At 57.1% G+C, this 19,293-nt stretch carries 17 protein-coding genes; 4 read left to right on the forward strand and 13 right to left on the reverse strand.

Annotation, left to right across the window (positions count from 1 at the left end; all coding sequences use genetic code 11):
• Positions 1–204: 204 nt before the first annotated feature.
• The 9 genes from pfkA to K1Y02_00995 all read right to left on the reverse strand — a co-directional run bounded on the left by pfkA (position 205) and on the right by K1Y02_00995 (position 11,550).
• A complete protein-coding gene (gene pfkA / locus K1Y02_00955; protein MBX7254897.1) occupies positions 205–1,176 on the reverse strand; it encodes a 6-phosphofructokinase in 972 nt (323 codons plus the stop codon).
• A 182-nt stretch (positions 1,177–1,358) separates the two neighbouring features.
• A complete protein-coding gene (locus K1Y02_00960; protein ID MBX7254898.1) occupies positions 1,359–3,209 on the reverse strand; it encodes a hypothetical protein in 1,851 nt (616 codons plus the stop codon).
• A complete protein-coding gene (locus tag K1Y02_00965; protein MBX7254899.1) occupies positions 3,206–3,799 on the reverse strand; it encodes an MBL fold metallo-hydrolase in 594 nt (197 codons plus the stop codon). Before K1Y02_00965 ends, K1Y02_00960 begins: the two co-directional genes overlap by 4 nt.
• A 263-nt stretch (positions 3,800–4,062) precedes the next feature.
• On the reverse strand, positions 4,063–6,216 hold the full coding sequence (locus K1Y02_00970; GenBank protein ID MBX7254900.1) for a PAS domain S-box protein: 2,154 nt from the start codon (positions 6,214–6,216) through the stop codon (positions 4,063–4,065).
• A gap of 408 nt (positions 6,217–6,624) precedes the next feature.
• Complete coding sequence (locus K1Y02_00975; protein MBX7254901.1) at positions 6,625–7,674, reverse strand: GHMP kinase; 1,050 nt, start codon at positions 7,672–7,674, stop codon at positions 6,625–6,627.
• Between the two features lie 28 nt (positions 7,675–7,702).
• Complete coding sequence (locus K1Y02_00980; protein ID MBX7254902.1) at positions 7,703–8,785, reverse strand: glycoside hydrolase; 1,083 nt, start codon at positions 8,783–8,785, stop codon at positions 7,703–7,705.
• Between the two features lie 232 nt (positions 8,786–9,017).
• Entirely contained in the window at positions 9,018–9,974 is a 957-nt protein-coding gene (locus K1Y02_00985; protein MBX7254903.1) for a 2-dehydropantoate 2-reductase, read from the reverse strand.
• Positions 9,975–10,200: 226 nt separating this feature from the next.
• Positions 10,201–10,737, reverse strand: a complete 537-nt coding sequence (locus K1Y02_00990; GenBank protein ID MBX7254904.1) for a hypothetical protein — start codon at positions 10,735–10,737, stop codon at positions 10,201–10,203.
• Between the two features lie 279 nt (positions 10,738–11,016).
• Positions 11,017–11,550, reverse strand: a complete 534-nt coding sequence (locus K1Y02_00995) for a YkgJ family cysteine cluster protein (protein ID MBX7254905.1) — start codon at positions 11,548–11,550, stop codon at positions 11,017–11,019.
• A gap of 277 nt (positions 11,551–11,827) precedes the next feature.
• Between K1Y02_00995 and K1Y02_01000 the strand changes: the two genes are divergently transcribed.
• The 4 genes from K1Y02_01000 (at position 11,828) to K1Y02_01015 (ending at position 15,357) form a co-directional block, all read left to right on the forward strand.
• On the forward strand, positions 11,828–12,064 hold the full coding sequence (locus K1Y02_01000; GenBank protein ID MBX7254906.1) for an acyl carrier protein: 237 nt from the start codon (positions 11,828–11,830) through the stop codon (positions 12,062–12,064).
• Positions 12,065–12,178: 114 nt separating this feature from the next.
• Positions 12,179–13,408, forward strand: a complete 1,230-nt coding sequence (gene fabF / locus K1Y02_01005; GenBank protein MBX7254907.1) for a beta-ketoacyl-ACP synthase II — start codon at positions 12,179–12,181, stop codon at positions 13,406–13,408.
• Positions 13,401–14,117: a ribonuclease III gene (gene rnc / locus K1Y02_01010; GenBank protein ID MBX7254908.1), complete on the forward strand. Its 717-nt coding sequence runs from the start codon at positions 13,401–13,403 to the stop codon at positions 14,115–14,117. The genes fabF and rnc overlap by 8 nt, the downstream gene beginning before the upstream one ends.
• Before the next feature lie 394 nt (positions 14,118–14,511).
• Positions 14,512–15,357 carry a DUF1559 domain-containing protein gene (locus tag K1Y02_01015; protein ID MBX7254909.1) on the forward strand — a complete coding sequence of 282 codons (846 nt, stop codon included), beginning with the start codon at positions 14,512–14,514 and terminating at the stop codon, positions 15,355–15,357.
• Between the two features lie 148 nt (positions 15,358–15,505).
• Here K1Y02_01015 and K1Y02_01020 read toward each other — a convergent pair whose 3' ends face one another.
• From K1Y02_01020 to K1Y02_01035, 4 genes are all read right to left on the reverse strand, one after another.
• Positions 15,506–16,198, reverse strand: coding sequence for a purine-nucleoside phosphorylase (locus K1Y02_01020; protein ID MBX7254910.1), 693 nt, complete (start codon positions 16,196–16,198; stop codon positions 15,506–15,508).
• Positions 16,186–17,208, reverse strand: coding sequence for a deoxyguanosinetriphosphate triphosphohydrolase (locus K1Y02_01025; GenBank protein MBX7254911.1), 1,023 nt, complete (start codon positions 17,206–17,208; stop codon positions 16,186–16,188). Before K1Y02_01025 ends, K1Y02_01020 begins: the two co-directional genes overlap by 13 nt.
• Before the next feature lie 57 nt (positions 17,209–17,265).
• Positions 17,266–17,994: a metallophosphatase family protein gene (locus K1Y02_01030; protein ID MBX7254912.1), complete on the reverse strand. Its 729-nt coding sequence runs from the start codon at positions 17,992–17,994 to the stop codon at positions 17,266–17,268.
• Positions 17,995–18,127: 133 nt separating this feature from the next.
• Positions 18,128–19,141: a hypothetical protein gene (locus K1Y02_01035; protein ID MBX7254913.1), complete on the reverse strand. Its 1,014-nt coding sequence runs from the start codon at positions 19,139–19,141 to the stop codon at positions 18,128–18,130.
• Positions 19,142–19,293 lie beyond the last annotated feature (152 nt).

Genomic DNA, 19,293 nt, shown 5'->3' on the forward strand with positions numbered 1-19,293 from the left:
TTGAAGCCCGATGCTTCGCTTCGCTCAGCATGACAAACCAAAGAAGGCTCGGCGCGGCGTCGTGATGAAGCTGTTACTCTGGGGCCTTTCACCACAATGCTGAACGCGCGTTGTGCCTCCTAGGAATAAACACGGCAAGAACAGAGCCGCGTATCGTAGGAGCGAAGCGAGGGATCTGACTTGGAGTCTGAACGGATTGGACCGTTAACTCGCGAGAATTCGTGCGATGCGATCGAAGCCCGGATCGAACTGCGTCCGGCATTCCCAGGTTTCGGAGAGCGGTCGCAACAGGATGTTGTTTGCGTTGATCGCCACCATCTTGCCGGTCTCGCCTTCGAGCAGCGCTTCCACGGCGCGCACGCCCATCCTGCTAGCCAGCAATCGGTCAAACGCCGACGGCGTTCCGCCGCGCTGCAAGTGACCGATTACGGTCACGCGAAAGTCTTTGAATTCACTGATGTCGGCGATCTTCTTTGCGGTATCGAATGCGCCACCGGCCTCATCACCCTCTGCAACAACTATGATAGCCGAACGTTTCCCGGCAGCTTGACCCACACGAAGATGTTCCACGATCCGCTCAACTTCTGTCGGGCTTTCGGGCACGAGAATTTCCTCCGCGCCCCCAGCGATGCCGCTCATCATGGCGAGATATCCGCTTCGGCGGCCCATGACTTCCACGTAGAAGATGCGGTCGTGTGACATGGCCGTATCTCGTAACCGGTCAATAGCATCCATCGCGGTATTCAGCGCCGTGTCGTAGCCGATGGTGTAGTCCGTTCCGCCGATGTCGTTGTCGATGGTGCCGGGCAGGCCAATGCATCGAATGCCGTGTTCCGAATGCAGCGCCAGCGCACCACGGTACGATCCGTCGCCACCAACGACAACGAGCCCCTCGATACCATGCTTGCGCAACGTTTCGGCGGCCTTGGTGCGTCCTTCCGCTTCGAAGAAGGGTTTGCAGCGCGCGGTGTGAATGATGGTGCCGCCGCGATTGATAATACCGCTCACGTCGCGCGGTCCCAGCACTCTGACCTGGTCGTCGATCAGCCCTTGATAGCCACGGTATATCCCCCAGACTTCGAGTCCGTGATAGGAACCCGCGCGGACGACGGCGCGAATCGCGGCATTCATACCCGGCGAATCGCCCCCACTTGTCAGAACCCCAATCTTCTTCATATCGAACCCCCATGCTGGTGAGCGGAAAAACGATGAAACTTGCGATGCGAGAGTATTCTACCCAATTCTCGGGCAAGAATGGCTGTCGCGAGTGAAGTGAATCATGCTGATGGCATCTGCGGAAAGCAGGGACAGACACGTCTCCGCTTCGCTGCGCTTGTGTCAGTCCCTGTATTCCGCCGCTACTGCTGTTCGTGGACAGGACTGAGAGGAGCGGCTTTGGCGGCGAATTCCAGGGAACGCGCGCGCCACTCCGCCAATGAAGCTACCCCCGTGGCTTCAATCTCGCGTCCTTGCTCGACCAGACTCTTCGATTCCGACATCAGACGACCGACTTCGGCGAGCAGCCAATCCGCGCGTTCGTGCGTATTGTTCGTTCCGCCGGAGCCGGTCAAGTACTGCGACTGGTACTCGCCGCATCGATCCAGCGTGGCCTGGAGCACTTCGAGAAACGGTTCGCCCGCTTCCTGTTCCAACACACAAAGCGTACGCACAAGACGCGACATCGAAGCCATTGCCGGCACTGCGACTTCTTTTCCCATTTGGCCCTCGTGCCATTTCTGCTCCAAAACTGGGAAGAGCCTCAGTATCGCAAAGAAGTTCAAGCGGTCCGGTTTTCCACCCTTGATGTCCGCGATCGACTTCATGATCGCCATGAGTTCCGGCGGCAAACCTTCCTGGAACGCTTTCGTGCCCACAAACGCTTGCGCCTCACGTCGCGCCATGTTGCGCGCCGCCTTCGTAAGCAGATCTCCGCCCGAACCGCTCAGATACATCGGTTGATGCGTCACGTGCAACGACAGGTCTCCGTCCTTGCCTTCGGGGACGGATATGGGGTTATTCACAGCGTTAGAGCAGACGAGTTGCGTTGCATCGCCCACGCCAATGGAGACGTCTTGCTCGTCTTTGTTTGCCCAAAGCAGCAACGTCCAGGTATTGCCCACGCGAAAGATATACGCGTCAATGTCCTTCGGCATCTCCAGAGGACCCACATATTGTGCGGCTCCGAGCCGGTTCACAAGCGCGGTCGTGTACACGTAACCGTCCTGGAATTTTCCTTCGGAGAACAGCAGTCCAGGCTCCAAGAGGCATAGGCGCGCGCCTCCGGCCAGGTTGCGAGTGCAGTTTTGCACCAACGCCAATCCTGCATCCGTCGAAAGCGGATCGGCGCCGATACCCATAACGTTGGTGCCGAATCCTTCGTATCCGAGCGACTCCGATGCGGCGCGCAAGCCGCCGAGCGAATCGCACTGCAGCATGTCGTTACGCAGAACAACCGACGAGGCAAACCGGCCAGCGCCGTTTGCCAGCAGCGTGGCAATTTCCTGCTCATTAGACACCATGGGCATAATGGCCGCACGCGAACCGCCTTTTCGGACTGCCTCGGCGATAGCATCGAACGCCACACTGGCCTCCGGTACGGTCACGATCCACGCAGCTACCTTGTCGAGCAGCGTGCGCGCCAGGACCTCGCAACGTTCGGGGGCATTGGGCAGCTTGCTCGCGTCCACCAGCAGGGATACGAGACATCCGCTCTTTACGGCACGTTCGACCGCTTCTTCGATGTGCTCGATATCTGCGTTCATGCAGACTTGCCGCGCGGGTATACCCTGGAAAGCCACCAACGCCTTATCGTCTGGCTGCTGAAGATGAACGCCAAGCGGCGCAACGAGTTTTGCGTTGGGTCTGTCGATACGGCAATAGGCCAAGTCGAATTCCGCAGCCTGACCGTTCACGTTCAGCGCGACGTGCGTTTGAAATTGGCCTCTATCTGGCGGCGCCCCTTCGACCTGATGCCAATGAGTACCCTGGGCGCGTAACGAGATGGCGGGTAGGTCAACGACAGCAGACTGCCCAGCCGTGCCGGTGAAGGTGACCTTTCCGGTGATCTTCAGGTCGGACTCTGCATTGGCCTTGATCTGGAGAATCAGCGGATCGTCGACATAAACGAAGGGGATCGGTTGATCGGGCGCTAAGCTCACCTCAATCGAGGGCGCACCTAGCATCAGCATAAGGGCGGCAAATAGTGTCATAGACCCACCAGAAACGGGTTGGTTCGCCGTTCGGTTCCGATCGTTGTTGCAGGACCGTGTCCGCTGTAAACCACCGTTTCATCTGGAAGCGTCAGCAATTTCGCACTAATGGACTGCAGCAACTGTTGATGACTCCCTCCGGGAAGGTCTGTGCGGCCTATGGAACCGGCAAACAGCACATCTCCCGCGAGCACAAAACCGTCTCCCACAAGCACAATGTGACCAGGCGAATGACCCGGCGCGAAACGAACCTGGAGTTCGATGTCACCTACGCGAACGGAATCACCTTCATCAATTGTACGATTCGGCTCGGGCGACGGCGGAAATGGAACGCCGAACATCATTCCTTGCTGAGGGACAGCGCGCAGCAACGGCAGTTCGTTCTCATGACAAATCAGTTCCGCGCCAGTCTGCTCCAAAACCTCACCGTTTCCACCGCAATGGTCGCAATGGCAATGGGTGTTGACCACGGTTCGTACAGTATATCCTTTGATGGCATCGGCAAGTTCCCTCGGAAACTCACCGGGATCTACAATCAACGCTTCCCCTCCATGGCGAACCACATAACAATTCGTCATGAACGGGGTCATCGGCAATGCAATTATCTCCACGAATATCCTCCAGCTAATGACCGATGCTACGGTCACCGCGACACCGAATCAAATCACTCGAATGCGATTCCCGCCGCATGGAGACGGGGACTACCGCAGTATCGTTGCGCGCAGGAATCCGCCTGCGCGAATTTTCGTCAAATGTGCTCCAAACTCGCTACCAGTATGCATGAAGAAGTACTTCAATTTCCCCAATCGAACTGCCTGTCGGGGCACCCCCTGCGCGTGGTCAATGAGAAAGCCTACGTGGCGGACTCTCGGCAAGCCTCGTCCAATACCTGCCGAACGACTTGCGCCATGCGATACGCCTCGATCGGTTTGTTTAGATACGCCCGAATACCCAGGCTTGTTGCTTCCTCCCTTGTCAGGGGTACGCTATAGCCCGTTGCCAATATGATCGGCAGCCCCTTGCGCAGCCGCAGAACCTCCTGGGACAATTGCATGCCGGTTAGCTGTGGCATGTTTTGGTCGGTTATCAGCAAATCGAACCGTCTGGGATTCTCTCGGAACAGGCGCAGCGCTTCCTCGCTGTCTGTGGCCATGACAACCCGATACCCAAAGCGCTCGAGTTGCCGGCACAACAATTCGGCGAGGATTTCCTCGTCATCCACTACCAGTATGCATTCGCTTCTGCCTGTAAGTTGTTGCTGCTGCGCATGCTCCAGGTTTTCTGGCGCTTTGACTGCCGGTAGCCAAACCTCGAAGACAGATCCCACGCCCAGTTCGCTTTTTACGTTCAATATCCCGCCGTGCGCGCGCACAATTCCGTGTACGGTAGAGAGGCCTAAACCGGAGCCTTTTCCCATTTCCTTCGTCGTAAAGAACGGGTCGAAAATACGCTCAAGATTGTTGCTGTCTATACCGATCCCCGTGTCTTTCACTGCGAGTACCACGTGCTGTCCTTCCTGAAGATCCGGGATTCCGTGAGACGACCCCGCTTGGACCGTGATAAGCCGCGTCGACAATTCGATTTGTCCTTTTCCGTCTACCATTGCCTGATACGCGTTCGTGCAGAGATTGACGATGACCTGCTGTAACTGGGAGATGTCCGCGAATACGTACCCGTCCTGTCCACCTAGCACTTCCTTGATTTCGACCGACGCGGGGATTAGGGCGCGTAGCAGTGTCAGCGCTTCGTGCGCAACGGCATCGATATGTGCATGAACACGGCGTTCTTCCATCTGTCTGCTGAACGTTAATAGCTGCCGTACGAGGGCAGTCGCGCGTGACGATGCCTGCAGCACCTTCTTAACGTCTGCGTACGCCTCCATATTGGGCTCCAATTCCTGCAATGCCATCTCCGCATATCCCATGACAGCGGCTAAGATATTGTTGAAATCGTGGGCGATCCCGCCCGCCAAGGTTCCGATGGCTTCCAGCTTTTGCGCCTGCTGCAATTGACGTTCCAGCGCGACCTCGGCCGTCACGTCGCGCGTCACGGAAACGAAGTGTGCCAAGCGGCCTTCGGAATCGCGCACCGGCGAAATGGTGGCATTCCATTCGTACAGCGAATTGTCCTTTCGCTTGTTCACAAAACGCCCATGCCAGAGGTCGCCTTTCCTCAAGGACTCCCACATTGCGCCGTAGAAGCGCTCGTCCTGCTTGCCGCTCTTGAGCAGAGATGTGGACATCCCCACGGCTTCTTCAGGCGCATATCCAGTGATTTGAGAGAATGCAGGATTGGCATATTCGATCTTGCCCTCCAAGTCCGTCATGAAGACGGCCTCCGCGGCATTTTCTATGGCCGTTATGAGCATCGCGCGTTCCACTTCGGCCTTCTTCCGCTGAGTCATATCTCTACCCACGCAGAGCACTTGCAGAACGTCGCCTTTATCGTCGAGCACCGGAACGCAATCGAAGAAATAGGTGTGCTCTTGTCCGCCCAATATCAGTACGCATTCCTTTTGCTGCCGCGTGTGCCTCGCATACGTGTCTTCGAGCAGAGGCGACACCGCGGCGGACACTTCCGGTTTCAGTACATCTTCGCTTCGTTTTCCAAGGATTGCCGAATCCGACTTGCCTATCACCGAACGTGCCACGGCGTTCACGACTTGGATTCGTCGCTCTGCGTCGAGCATTAGAAACGCGTAGGGGAACTGATCGACACATGTCCTGAAACGCTGTTCGCTCAGTGACAACTTGTCGTGCGCCCGCTGCATCGACGATGTGTCCCAGTAGACCATCAGCAAAACCAGCAGCGATGTAAACACGACGAAAGCAAGGCCTTTAACGGTCTGCATCATCGCTACAAACTCAGTGTCGTTTCCCCACGCCAGGAGGATTCGATCCGAGAAGACAATCCATAGGCTGGCTGCCAGCGCATAGAGCAGAGCGATTCGCAGGGCGCGTTGTGCGGGGGTCGGGGGTGAAGGAGTTCGTTCGGCACGCACGATCATTCGTCCTTCCTGGAGCGGAACCACATGGGGAACGACCCTGGTGCTGCATTCCAGGAGCCGTGAATCTAGACGACCTTACAGCAACTTCACCTCATAGTCTTCTATGCAGTACGTGTATTTGTCAATATTAGCGCCATTCTCAGGCAGTCAAGCGCGAATTGGGTGGCAGCAGTTTCGGCGGAACTTGACCGACTTTCAGACTGGGGGAGTGGCGCATCGGCAACCACTCATTGAATGCAGCCCGTGACGTTCTTATCCGGATTTCTCGCGAACACATACGGACTTGTCTCGTAACCAGTGTGTTCACGAGACTTACGGCAAAACAGCATGATTCTGTTTGGGGTAAAGTGCTCCCCGATACCAGTGCGAGTCAGTGGGACGTAGAGTTCTCGGTAGCGTCGTCTGCCGTTACCGTTCCTCGACTTCCCACCTTCGCAATCCCATGCGAGAAAGGTAGGTGGGAATGACTTGGTACTTGGGATCGAGTGTGGGCAGGGACTCTATGAACGAGCGCTTGCGTTCGCCTTCCGCCCCAAAGAGGATAGTCAGACTTCCACCTTCGCCGCCCGCGCCATTAACTTTCCAACCCACGGCCGAATGCTGCCTGGCCAAATCGATGACGGCTTCGGCATCCGCCGACACCAGTTTGGGATGCAGGGCTGCCTGGGCTTTGGTATTGGCGATCATGCACGACCCCAGAGCGTCGAAGTCCCCTTTGAACAGCGCATCCTTGCCCGCGTGCGCTGCCGCTCGCAGAGGAGTGAGCGCGGACTTGTCGGCGCCTTCTTGATCCAAGCGTTGAATGACTTGGCCATGCACGTCGCTGGAAGAATGAGAGTGTCCCAAGAACACGAGAACCAAGCGGCGCTCCAACTCCCACCATACTGAATTCGGTACCGAGATCTGCGATACCGACGCGTACGGATACTGAAACATCTCGATGAAACAGATGCCACCGTACGCGCTGCACAACTGATCTTGAATGCCGCATTGCAATCCAAGTTTCTGTGTTTCGACTTTGTGGGCGAGCGCGGCGATTTCGTGCGGCGTGCGTTGTCCCGGCGTGAGAAGATCCAACGCGCCAAGTAAGGCCACGGTTACCGCCGCCGAAGTCCCTGTCGAAGCGCCCGCGGGTGCTGCGCTATATAGATTCACTTCAAAACTCAAGGACTTCGGCAGTTCCATGATATCGATGGATGCCTCAATCAGCGGATGACGGTCGTAGCGAATTCGCGCCGGGTCAATGGTGTACCGGTCACCGAAGTTCTCCGCGTTTATTGTGATGCGATTTTCGGGGTTGCCGTCTTCGGTTACATAGATCTGCACTTCCGCGTACGGATAGACGCCGATATTGAACACGGCCCCTTTTTCTGCAAACCACGTATCCGTCCAACCGCCCAAATCGCATACCCGAATGGGCGCCATTGCATTGATGACTCTACGCCGGTGCTCGGCCATACCTGTAATCCTTCCCGTGCGCCTGGCATTACCACGTAAGCCATTCGATGCCTTGTTTCGTTGCCTTGAACTTCCGCGCGCGGATGCTGGAACCCTCTCCCTCTTCGTAGTAGACAATCAGGATAGAGCCGTCCTTCAATGCCACCATGCTGGGATATGCCCCGTGATGCTCTTCATCGACCACCACGTTATCGCTCCACGTTTTGCACTCATCCAGAGAGAAGTGAAGACTTGTCTTTGGCAGGCGGTGTGCACAAAGAATGATGTCGTCTGGAGTTCGGTACAGGTACGGGCAATGTCCGGAGTATCCCATTGGCTCCGAGACGCTCCACGTTTGCCCGCCGTCTTTGGAAATCGAATACCGCATACTCTCCGAAGATGTGCGCTGCGCGGCATAGAGGCTTCCGTCTTTCAACTCGATGACGTCGGTTTCCGCATCCAGACGCAGTCCCCCGTTTGGGATGTCCACCGGCGGACTCCAAGTCTTTCCCTTGTCCTTCGAGATGATGACAGCGCCAAAGGCGTCATCGCCCGTCTCGTCGTAGAGCCCCAGAATAAGGTCCCCATTCTTCAACTCGCGAATGGGCGAACTGCAGTAGTAGGAGCTGATGAGCCGTGCTTCCGACCAGGTTTTCCCGTTGTCCGCCGACTCCACCATCCAACTGCCAATTCCACGGTAACCTTTTTCACCCTTATGACGGAGCGTGAAGAAATTGCACAAGATTCTTCCGTCGCTGAGTTGCACGATTGACGGATCTCGATCATCGTCTGGACCGTCGAACAAGGTCTCCGCGGGCGTCCACGTCTTGCCTTCATCGGATGAGAAACACATGCTCACGCGACCACCTTTTGGGTGTTCCGCGTCGGGCAGCGACACGTGCGTCCAGCCCGCGTAAAAAACGCTCATCAACCTGCCATCTTGAAGTCGGCACACATCGGGGAAGGCTTCATACGCTCCAGCACCGGCATCCGAGCAAACGTAGACGAAATTCCGGCCGGCCTCCATCGCGACAGGCGCCTCCTTGGATTGCGCAGCTTCCTGAGCCGCTGCGATGCTCCCGGAAACTACGGCAAAAGCGATCAGAACTTGACGTATGAGTTGCTCGCGCATGGCGGCCTCCCCCCTGGTTGTCCTTCTGCAGTGCGTCAAACGAATCATACCACTATGCCAACCGGCTCAAGCCAAGTCTAGCGGAGTGACTCATACCGATGGCATCTTATCTTTCGGAAAACAGGGACAGACACGTCTCCGCTTCGCTGCGCTTGTGTCAGTCCCTGTTTTCCGCCGCTATTGGATCTTCCTTGGGTCAACCAATATGTTGCCTTAATTACGATTCGCTGCACTAGCGGGACTTCGAGACTCCAAGGGCATGCTCCCGCGCATGGACAAGCCGGGTAAGCAGGGCGTTGGTGGGGCAGTGAATGCCAAGTCCGGCGGCGTAACGAACGATTGCACCGTTGAGCGCATCGATTTCGGTGCGTCTCTTGTGAACGAAATCGGCGCGCATGCTTGCATAGTGCGCGGCAGTCGGCGGAATCAGCGTGTGGAAGAGCAGGTCGATGTACTCCTCCGCCGTGGAAGGGGCCAGCGGAACCCCCATTTTGTGCCCCACCGCGTATAGCTCATTGACGATTTCTCGCATGATTGTGCGCGTATGCTCGGTCTCGAGCAACGCGCCATATGGGACATCCAGCATCGCAGACAAGGGATTTAGCGCGCAGTTGTACGCGACTTTTCCCCACAGTACCGTCGAGATTGCGTCGGTGTACACCGTGGGCAGACCGGCGGCATCCATTGCTGCGACAATCTCACGCACACGGTCCTCCGGCGTTTCGTGAGAGTAGACGCCCAGCGCCGTAGGATTGGCGATAACCGTCACCTCCACCCATCCAGGTTCCTTCACGACGACTCCGTATATTGCCCTCGCCCCCACCGTCCGGCGCCAACCCACCGACTCGGCGATGACTTCCGCATTGCCCAGTCCATTCTGGTAGGAACATACCAGGGTGGACTCGGAAACCAGCGGCAGGATGGCCTCAACGGCGGCATGTGTGTCGTACGCTTTCACTGTGATCAGAATGAGGTCGTAGGGCGTGTCCGTCTTTGAGGGCGGTTGCGTACGCGCATCGATTCCCCGAATCTGATGCTCGCCCCAAATACCCGTAATGCGAAGGCCACTGCCGCGCACGTTGTCCATGTGAGCGCCTCGGCCCACAAGGGTGACGTCGTGTCCGGCTTTTGCCATGAAGCCGCCGACCACACTGCCGATGGCGCCCGCCCCCATCACGAGAATTCGCATACTGCTCCAGTCTACATGCCGCATTCATGCGGCGTCTTCCAGCACGATACGAGTACTCCTCCCGACTGGTCAAGCAGGGACGCAATCTGGCGGGGGCATTTATGGCGAATTGGCTTTAGGGCTTCGTATGGCCTCGACCGGGTTTGCCAATCTATACAGCACAAGTCATAGGCCGGGCCCGGCCCTTCGAAGGAACCGAACCCGGCTTGTCGTCATCGTCAATCCGTTAAGCGGAAACATTCAACAACGACAGCCCCCACGAATTCGCAAGGTCTGTGTTGTCGCCGGATAACAACGAAGACAGCAGGCTGTTGTTGTCCTGATAGGCCGACATGGCGGCTTGATCCGGACCTTGGGGAGGCGGCGGCATAATCGCCCTAAACAACTCCCCTTCCGCACTGTCCATGAGCGATTGGACGCTCTCGTCGTTATCCTCGCTGGTTCCACTTTCCATCAGCGAGCGAATCTGCTCCATGTGGTCCTTGATGGTGGAGATCAGTTCGTCCTGGCTCAGAAGACCATCCCCGTCGACATCGGCCGCCGAGAAGGCGTCGTCCGAGAGCGAACTCACCTCGCTTGCGCTCAAGTAGCCGTCGCCATCCGAATCATTGGTTTCAATGTATTCGGTGGCGCGTGACTCGACCATCTCGCTGGGGTCCATTCCTGGACCTCGCATGGACCGCATCTGGGAACTGGATGAGCTCCCACTCAGCTTCGATAGGAGAACGCTGGTGAGCGAATCACTGATAGCACTGATGTTCATCTTCCGCTTCCTCCATGAGTTGGAAGTGTTGTACTGCCCGTTCGCATCCAGAGCGCCCGGTCAGACAACTGTTACTGCATGCTTCGTTCTGCAATGGGTGCCAAGTGCTTTCTCGTCTGATCTCCTTCCTCCCTAAGCATGAGGATGCACAGAAACCGACTCGTGCCCTGTGGATAGAGGTGCATGCCGCGGAAGACACTTGTTACAGGACGGGCGTGTGGACGTGGGGGAAGTCAGTGTGAGCCAGGTAACGGAACAGGGACGTGGAGCGATCGTTTCTTAGCTGGCGTTGCGTCGACGCGCTTTAGCCGGGGCTTTGGCTTTCTTGAAGCCAACGACGAACATTTCGATGAAGTCCTGAGGCTTTTTGCCTTCATATTCCCGCGCATTGAAGACGTCAACGAGGGCCTGATAGTCCTCTTGATGTTTCGAGTCTTCTAGGTACAGGTCGTACAGAGGCTTTGTCGGCACCGAACCATCGCGATGACGAGGGCATCCCACGTCGGTATGCAGTGAAAAGCCGCGAAACTCGCCTTCGCGCGATTCATGCAACGCAAACGGATAGAGCCTGCAGAGGATGGGCCGGGCCTCATAGATGCCGCAATACTTGGTTTTCTTGTCGAGGAAGTGACACCCCTTGTCATCGCGCCGCAAGGCCATCATGTAGCGTTCGTCATCACACTCAAGCCAGGTGGGGTCAGTCTTGTCGACACCGGTGATTTCTTCCGGCGTCAGGAATTCCAGGAATTCGTACGGATTCGCGTTCGTCGCCTTAACGATGCGAATGACATCGTAAGGCGTCGGAAGACACACGACTTCCGTGCAGCAGTGGTTGCAGTGGTGACATTTGAAATGAACGATATCGCGGCCCATGGCGCGGAAAGATAGCGCATGCGGCGGCGCGGTTCAAGGATAAATTTCGCGGGGCGGCACAGTTCCATTTTGGATTATGCGTTGCAGACATTGGCCAGTTAGGGGGGTGTCTGCAAAGTGGCAATTGGCGGATTGCTTTGATATAGTATCGCGCCGTGTCTGGCCAGTTGCTTCACGGGCTGGAACGGAAATCTACAGTGAGAAGGAGGTGAACTGAATGGCAGACAACAACGTCGCGGAGATGGTCCGGAAAATCGTGGTCGAGAAGTTGGACCGCAAGCCGGAGGAAGTAACGATGGAGGCCCGCTTCATCGATGATCTCGGCGCGGACTCTTTGGATTTGACCGAGTTGTTGATGGCGTTGGAAGAGGAGTACAACATCGACATCGACGACGAGGCTAACGAGATCCAGACGGTTGGCGACGCGGTAAAGTACATCGAGTCGAAGCTCTAAGGGTTAACGATCGCGCCTGTGTTTGGGCGCTTTGCATAAAGACATTGCCACTTTCGCCCAGTCCGTGGCACAATCGTGCGTCACGGACTGGGTGTTCAATTCTCAGGGGCCATTATGGGAACCAGAGTTGTTGTTACGGGGATGGGAGTTGTCTCTCCCCTAGGAAACGATGTCAAGACGTTTTGGTCGGCGGTGTGCGCTGGCAAGTCGGGCATTCGTAAGCTCGATCGGTACGATGCCTCGGCCCTACCCACGCAAATTGCCGGTCAGGTGGAACCATGCGCGCCCGCGGATATCCCTCCAAAGGAGATCCGGCGCAAGGATCTGTACTCGATTTATGCCCTTGTGGCATCGGACGAGGCGTGGGCGCAGTCGGGCATGGACCTGTCGCGCGAGACTCCCGAACGATGCGGCGCAATCATCGGAAGTGGAATCGGCGGTATTTCGACCCTCATAGAGGGGCACGAGACCTTTCTGAAGGAAGGGTATCGTCATCTGTCTCCTCTAACGATTCCCAAACTGCTGACCAATATTGCCGCCGGCGAGGTGGCCATGCGGTTTGGGCTGCGGGGTCCCAACAAGTCTGTCGTAACCGCTTGCGCGACCGGTGCGCAGTGCATCACGGAAGCGGCGAACGCCATCAGGCTGGGGCAGGCGGATGTTATGCTGGCAGGAGGCTCGGAGGCGTCACTCACCGCGTTCAGCATGGGTGGTTTCTGCGCTATGAAAGCCATGTCACGCCGGAACGATGAACCCGAACGCGCCAGCAGACCCTTCGACATGGACCGGGACGGGTTTGTTATGGGTGAAGGAGCCGGCATACTCGTACTTGAGTCCGAGGAGCACGCCAAGGCCCGTGGCGCGGAAATCCTGGGTGAAATCGCCGGATACGGCGAAACCAGCGACGCCTATCATTTGACGGCTCCGTTGCCGGACGGCGCTGGCGTCGCTGCATCCATGCGGATTGCGATGAGCGAAGCGCGGGTGAACCCGGCTGACGTGGCCTACATAAATGCCCACGGCACGAGCACCAAGCACAATGACGCCACCGAGTCCGCGGCGTTGCGCACCGTATTTGGCGCCGACATGCCCCCGGTGAGTTCCACGAAATCGATGATGGGTCACCTTGTGGGCGCGGCGGGTTCGGTGGAAGCAATTACTTGTCTTTTGTCCATTCGCGACGGTGTCTTGCCGCCGTCCATTAATTATGAGACGCCAGACCCGGAATGCGATGTAAACTTGGTGGCAAACCAGGCTCGCGAGTCGCGGGTTGATGTAGCACTTTCAAACTCGCTAGGATTCGGTGGGCATAACGCCACACTGGTCTGCAGACGATATGGGTGAAGAACCGGTACGTGCTGAACAACTGAAATCGCTTATGGCGCGATTGGGGATTCGAATTCTCCAAACCGAACTCCTTGATCGCGCGCTCACTCATGCTTCCATCGCCGCCGAAACCCAAGAACCCGTTTCTGATTATGAAGCCCTCGAGTTCCTGGGAGACGCCGTCCTGGGCTTGGCGGTAGCCCACCACCTTCTCGAACACAAACCCAATAGTACGCCCGGGGAGTACAGCCGGATTCGCGCGGCACTTGTCAACCGCCGGACGCTGGCGGAACTGGCTCAGAAGCTGGATATCGCCCCGACTATCCGCTTGGGCAAAGGGGAGGAGCAGTCCGGGGGGCGCCACCGCTCGGCGCTCCTTGCCGACTGTGTCGAAGCGCTCATCGGGGCCATCTATCTGGACCAAGGTTGGGAAGCCGCCCGCGACTTCGTCATCCACGTGACCCACGAAGAGTTCGAAGAAGCGCTGACCCAAGACGTGCAATTGGATCATAAGTCCCGCCTGCAACACTACTGCCAGGCAGAACGTATTCCGCTACCGAAGTTCGAGTTGGTGCGCTCGGACGGCCCCGACCACCGGAAGCAGTTTGAGGTGGAGGTTTTACTCAAGGACCAACCCCACGGCAGGGGCGTCGGACTGAGCAAGAAAGAGGCGGAGCAGAATGCCGCGCGCGTAGCCCTCGAACGCGTAGGGGTCTATAGAGCCTGACAAAGCCGACGTCAGCGTAAAGTGAAAAAAACACCAATACTCACTGAAGAGTCTACCAATAAGAAAGTAGGCGCTGCTGACGAGTTACTGCTGTTCCGCAATTGTTAAAGCCGAGCCATCCGCGTGAAAGCACGAAAGCCCTAATGTCTCGACGACGCCGATTGGGTGAGTACTGCCTCTTTCCCAAGCCGCCTTGCAGTGCGCGTATCCAGGAACTTCGACACCACTGCGTTCGCACCCTGGAAACCTCTTGCGGAAACGAGGATGCTGTGTTAGGCTGCGATTAAGCTTGCAAGGCTTAGGTGTACGTCAACTGGTATTGGGTCCCAGTATGCGTATACCACGATCTGTGTGTCCTGGTAAGAGCAATTCTATGTACATAGGGAGAAGGGTCATGTCCAACCGCAGTGCCAAAACCGGATTCACGTTGATTGAATTGCTGGTTGTCATCGCCATTATCGGAATTCTTGCGGCAATCTTGTTGCCGGCCCTGGCTCGCGCGCGCGAAGCGGCGCGGCGGGCTTCCTGTCAGAACAACCTCAAGCAGATGGGGTTGGTCTTCAAGATGTATTCAAACGAATCGAAGGGGGAGAAGTTCCCGATGAAATGTCCCCCCGAGGTGCTGACGAATCCGTGTTACACCTTCGACGCAGTGAGTGTGTATCCCGAATACCTGACGGATCTCTCGGTGAACCTTTGTCCGTCAGATCCAGCCGGAGCAGGGTTCGTCGACCCGACCAACCTCACGGATAGTTGGATTCCAAATCATCAATTGGACGTCGTGGAGTTCAACCAGAGCGGCGACCAGTCGTACATTTACTTTAGCTGGGCGATTCCACGCGACAACAGCCTGCTGACGGGGTGGGGAAGCTTCCCGGGCGATGTTGTCAGCAACTTGGCCGCCTCGCTTCTCGACATCAATTTGCGTGACGACGACATCGAAGTGGACAGCCCGGCGCATCCGGTGCTTGGTGCGTTCACCATTCATCGCCTGCGTGAGGGAATCGAACGGTTCTTCATTTCCGACATCAACAACGCCGCAGCTTCTGCGGTCGGCCAGTCCGAGCTTGCAGTCATGTGGGATGTGACGAGCACGGATGTGTCGGCATTTAACCACGTCCCAGGTGGCGCGAACGTATTGTTCATGGACGGACACGTGGCGTTCGAACGCTATCCGCAAACGACGTTCCCGGTGAGCGAAGAGTTCGCCATTCTCTCGGGAGCCGCCGCGAGCTTCTAGTTCCTAGGCGACCCAGGTAGACCCAAAACTTCGCGGGAGATGCCCAATCGGGTGTCTCCCGCAGTTCATTTGCGCAATAAGGGGCAATGGCAGCGCATGTTGTTGCGCAACGAATGGCAGGTGTCGGCAGATCAAGTGAAAAAGGAAGCTACGACAAATGGCGGCGCAGCAGCTTGCAGAGCCTTTCGGAGAAACGCCGCGCAACGCTGACCACGTCGTGATGAGTGAGGGGCGTGGGGGAGCAGCAGTTGTTCGTAACGCACGAAATGACCGCGAACCGAATGCCGAGTTCGCGGCAGCGTTGTGCCTCCGGGGCGGTACTCATGCCGACTACGAAACCACCGAGATGGCGCAGAATTTCGATCTCGGCCCGTGTCTCGTAGTTTGGCCCGTGCATCCACCGGTAGTCGCCCGTGAAGTCGCAGCCGGGAATGATGAAGTCCGTGTCAATGGATTCAGGCCGGTTGGTCCAGTCCACGAAGGGCCACGTGTGCAGGCGCGTAATGGCGACCAAGTCACCGGGATTCATGTCTGGAAGCAGCCCGCCAACCACATTGGTGAACACAATTGTCCGTATACCCTGTGCGTGCAGATAGTCAACAGGAGCCGTGACGGTCTCGTAAGGGAGTCCCTCATAGAAATGAAGGCGGCCGCACTGGAGAATCATGGTTTTGTTGGCGCAAGTCCCCGTGACAAAGGCCCGGTCGTGTCCGGCAAGCGGGGCGTGCCCGAGATTGCAGGCCGCTTCAAAGGAGACTACGTCGTGTATCGAGTCGAGCAGGGGCCTGAGGTTCAGGCCTGATCCGGAGACTACCGCAATCTTCGGATCTAACTCGGCCATGACTCAGGGAAGAACAGCTTGCTGTAGAGTTGCATGGCGTAGGAGTCGGTCATTCCTGCCAGGAAGTCGACCGTTCGGCGTTCGAGGGGCTCAGCAGGATCGCCAGCGCTGCTTTCCTGAGTGGGATTCTCAAGCAGATGCGAATGGAGTTCACGCAGGATTTTCTTGGCCTTGTCGATTTCGCTGCGGATAGCCTTGCACGGATAGAGATTGGCATACAGATAGGAACGCAGTTCGACCGTCGCGAGACGTACTTCCTCGGTCATAGCGATCACGCCATCCGAACTGCCTTCGATAAGGGCCGTTACCATGGCATTGATGCGTTTGGAGGACGTGTGCCCCACAAGGTCGATGGCCTCCTTGGGAAGGTCTTCAATGGAAATGAGGCCGCCGCGGATCGCGTCGTCAATATCGTGGTTGATGTAGGCAATCGCGTCGCTAACACTGACCACTTGGGCTTCGAGCGTCACGGTGCGGTCGCTTGGGCGTTTAAACAAAATGATCTTGCCTTTGGAATGGTTCAAGATGCCTTCGCGAACCTCGGCGGTAAGATTCAACCCGGGACCGCGTCTGGAGGGCTCAAGCTTCTCAACCACGCGAAGGCTTTGTTCATAGTGTCGGAAACCGGGGGCGTAGACTTCGTTGAGGACCGCCTCGCCTGCATGCCCGAACGGCGTGTGCCCGAGATCGTGTCCAAGTGAAATGGCTTCGGTGAGATCTTCGTTGAGGAACAGGGCACGGGAAACGGTACGTGCTATTTGCGCGACCTCCAGCGTGTGCGTCAATCGTGTGCGGTAATGATCGCCTACGGGGGCGAGGAAGACCTGCGTCTTATGTTTCAGCCGGCGGAACGCCTTGGTATGAAGTATCCGGTCGCGGTCGCGTTGAAAGGCGGTGCGAAAGTCGTGTTCAGGTTCGGGGCGTTCACGGCCTTGCGACTCGGCGGCGAGCGCCGCGTGTGGACTGAGCGTCTGGCGCTCTCGCTCTTCAAGCCGTTCACGAATCGTCATTGTGCGCATCCGGGAAGCCGTGACAGAACTTGGTGTACCGGCTCGGTTCTCACGCCGTTACTTGCCCTTGGATAGGCGCCGCGCCAATTCCGTGGGCAAACCTGCTTCAATAATCTTCCGCTGGCACGTCTCGATGTCGTACTCGACGCGGCAGAACTCGAAGGTCATCTTGTCGCTTTCGAATAGTCCGTACGCCGCGCGCGGATCGCGGTCGCGAGGCTGACCAACCGCGCCGGGATTGATGAAATAACGATTGGACGGATGAAGCTGGCGAACCTCCGTGCTGTGGTTCACGGTATTGCCTTTTTCGCTGAAGAACGAGGGACGGTGACTATGTCCGAAGAAACAGATCGAGACATCGCGTCCGTTCAGGAATTCGAGCTGCCGCATGGCGTCCAGCCAATCGATAATGTAATCGTCGCGGCTGCTGGGAGATCCGTGGACCCCCAGGCATGTCCCGCGAAAGACGATTTGTTCGGGGCAGGACGAAAGCCACCGGCGGTGATCGTCGTCAAGCTGCTCGATTTGCCATTCGATCACACGCTTGGCCGCTTCGCGGAAGAACCAAGGATCTTCCAGTCTGCAGACGGCAGCGTCGTGATTGCCCATGATGGTGGGAATTTCACGTTCGCGGACAAGTTCCACAACTTCATTCGGGTTGGCGTTATATCCGGTAAGGTCACCCAAGCAGATGGTTTTGTCGGGTTTGCGCTTATCGATGTCATCCAACACCGCCCTGGTTGCTTCCAGGTTGGCGTGTAGGTCTGCAATAATTGCGATCAACATTCCATTCGGAAATCCGGCCCAATGCCCGGACCCAGTTCGCGGTGGGGACAGCCCCAATTGGCCCTCCGCGGTCGTATGACTGCTTCAACACATGCGCCCGATTTCCGAGCCGGCGCTATGAAAACATGCTCGCTCAAAAGTCGTCGGGTACCTGCGGATGGGCCCCGGGCTTTTGACCGCGCTCGATAATTTTCTGCAATTGTGAGACTTTCTTTTGGGCGTGCGTATTGTGGGGCTCCACATGGAGCACCTTTTGCATGCACTCAAGTGCCGCTTCGTATTCGCGACGCTTGATGTGCTGCACGCCGATGTTAAACTGTGCGGCCAACATCTTCCGCCGAATTCGCTTCGACTGCGGAAATTTCTTTGCTGCTAATCGGTACTGCTCTAACGCGCCGCTGTAATTGCGCGTTTCGAAATAGAAGTCGCCGGTGGTCTCTTCCTGGGAGAGATCGCTCGCGGCATCTTCCGCCTTGCGCGCCTGCGCTTCTTCGACTTTCCGTTCTTTCCATTCTTCGGGGGTGTAGATGCGCTTGACCGCAGACCGTTCCACCAGCGCGCTGATGTTGTTGGTCGTGGGATCGGCGGGGATTACGTGAAAACGCGGCTCGTCCGGATCGTAATGCAAGAGCGAACTGCCCCGCAGGATTTCACCGTCCTTAAACTCGATGATCAACTCGTTGCCTTCCGCAATCCACTCGCGGTAGCGCAGCGACTTGTCGTAGTTACCGTCGAAACTCTTCACGTAGAAGACGGCTTTGAGATCCGCATACCGAACCTGAACCGTCTTTCCCGTTGTCACACCTTCCGAGTCCACCTTGTCGAGATGGAAGATACTTTCTTTTGGGTTCAACGCGAAACAAACACCGTACTCGGTCCGGCCATCAAGATACCTCACCACGAGCCGTTGCCGGGTTTGCCGCTTCTTGAGTTGTTCCTGTCTTTTTGCCTCCTGGCGTTCCAACTCTTCCCGTTGAGAGCGCCACCGGTACCGCTGTTCGTCGATAATCGACGCTGGCCGTACTTCGAGTACGTACAACCCTTGTCGACCCACTTCCTTGACTGCGTCCGCTTCGCTGTTGGCCTCCAGGATGCCGAACGATTCTGCGCCGGCATTGTCGATGGCCTTATACGCGAACTTACCCACGGCTCCCTCCTCCTTGCGGTTGTACCGGACCTCGACAGGAAAGAGACCCATGCGTGGCAACGGATTCCGCGCAGAAAACACGGAGCGCAGGCACGGACGTACACACCGCTCCTGAGGTTCTCCCCAAGAGCAGGCTACGCCAACGCAACCTT

This window comes from Candidatus Hydrogenedentota bacterium (assembly GCA_019695095.1).
In the GTDB taxonomy this organism is placed as follows: domain Bacteria; phylum Hydrogenedentota; class Hydrogenedentia; order Hydrogenedentales; family SLHB01; genus JAIBAQ01.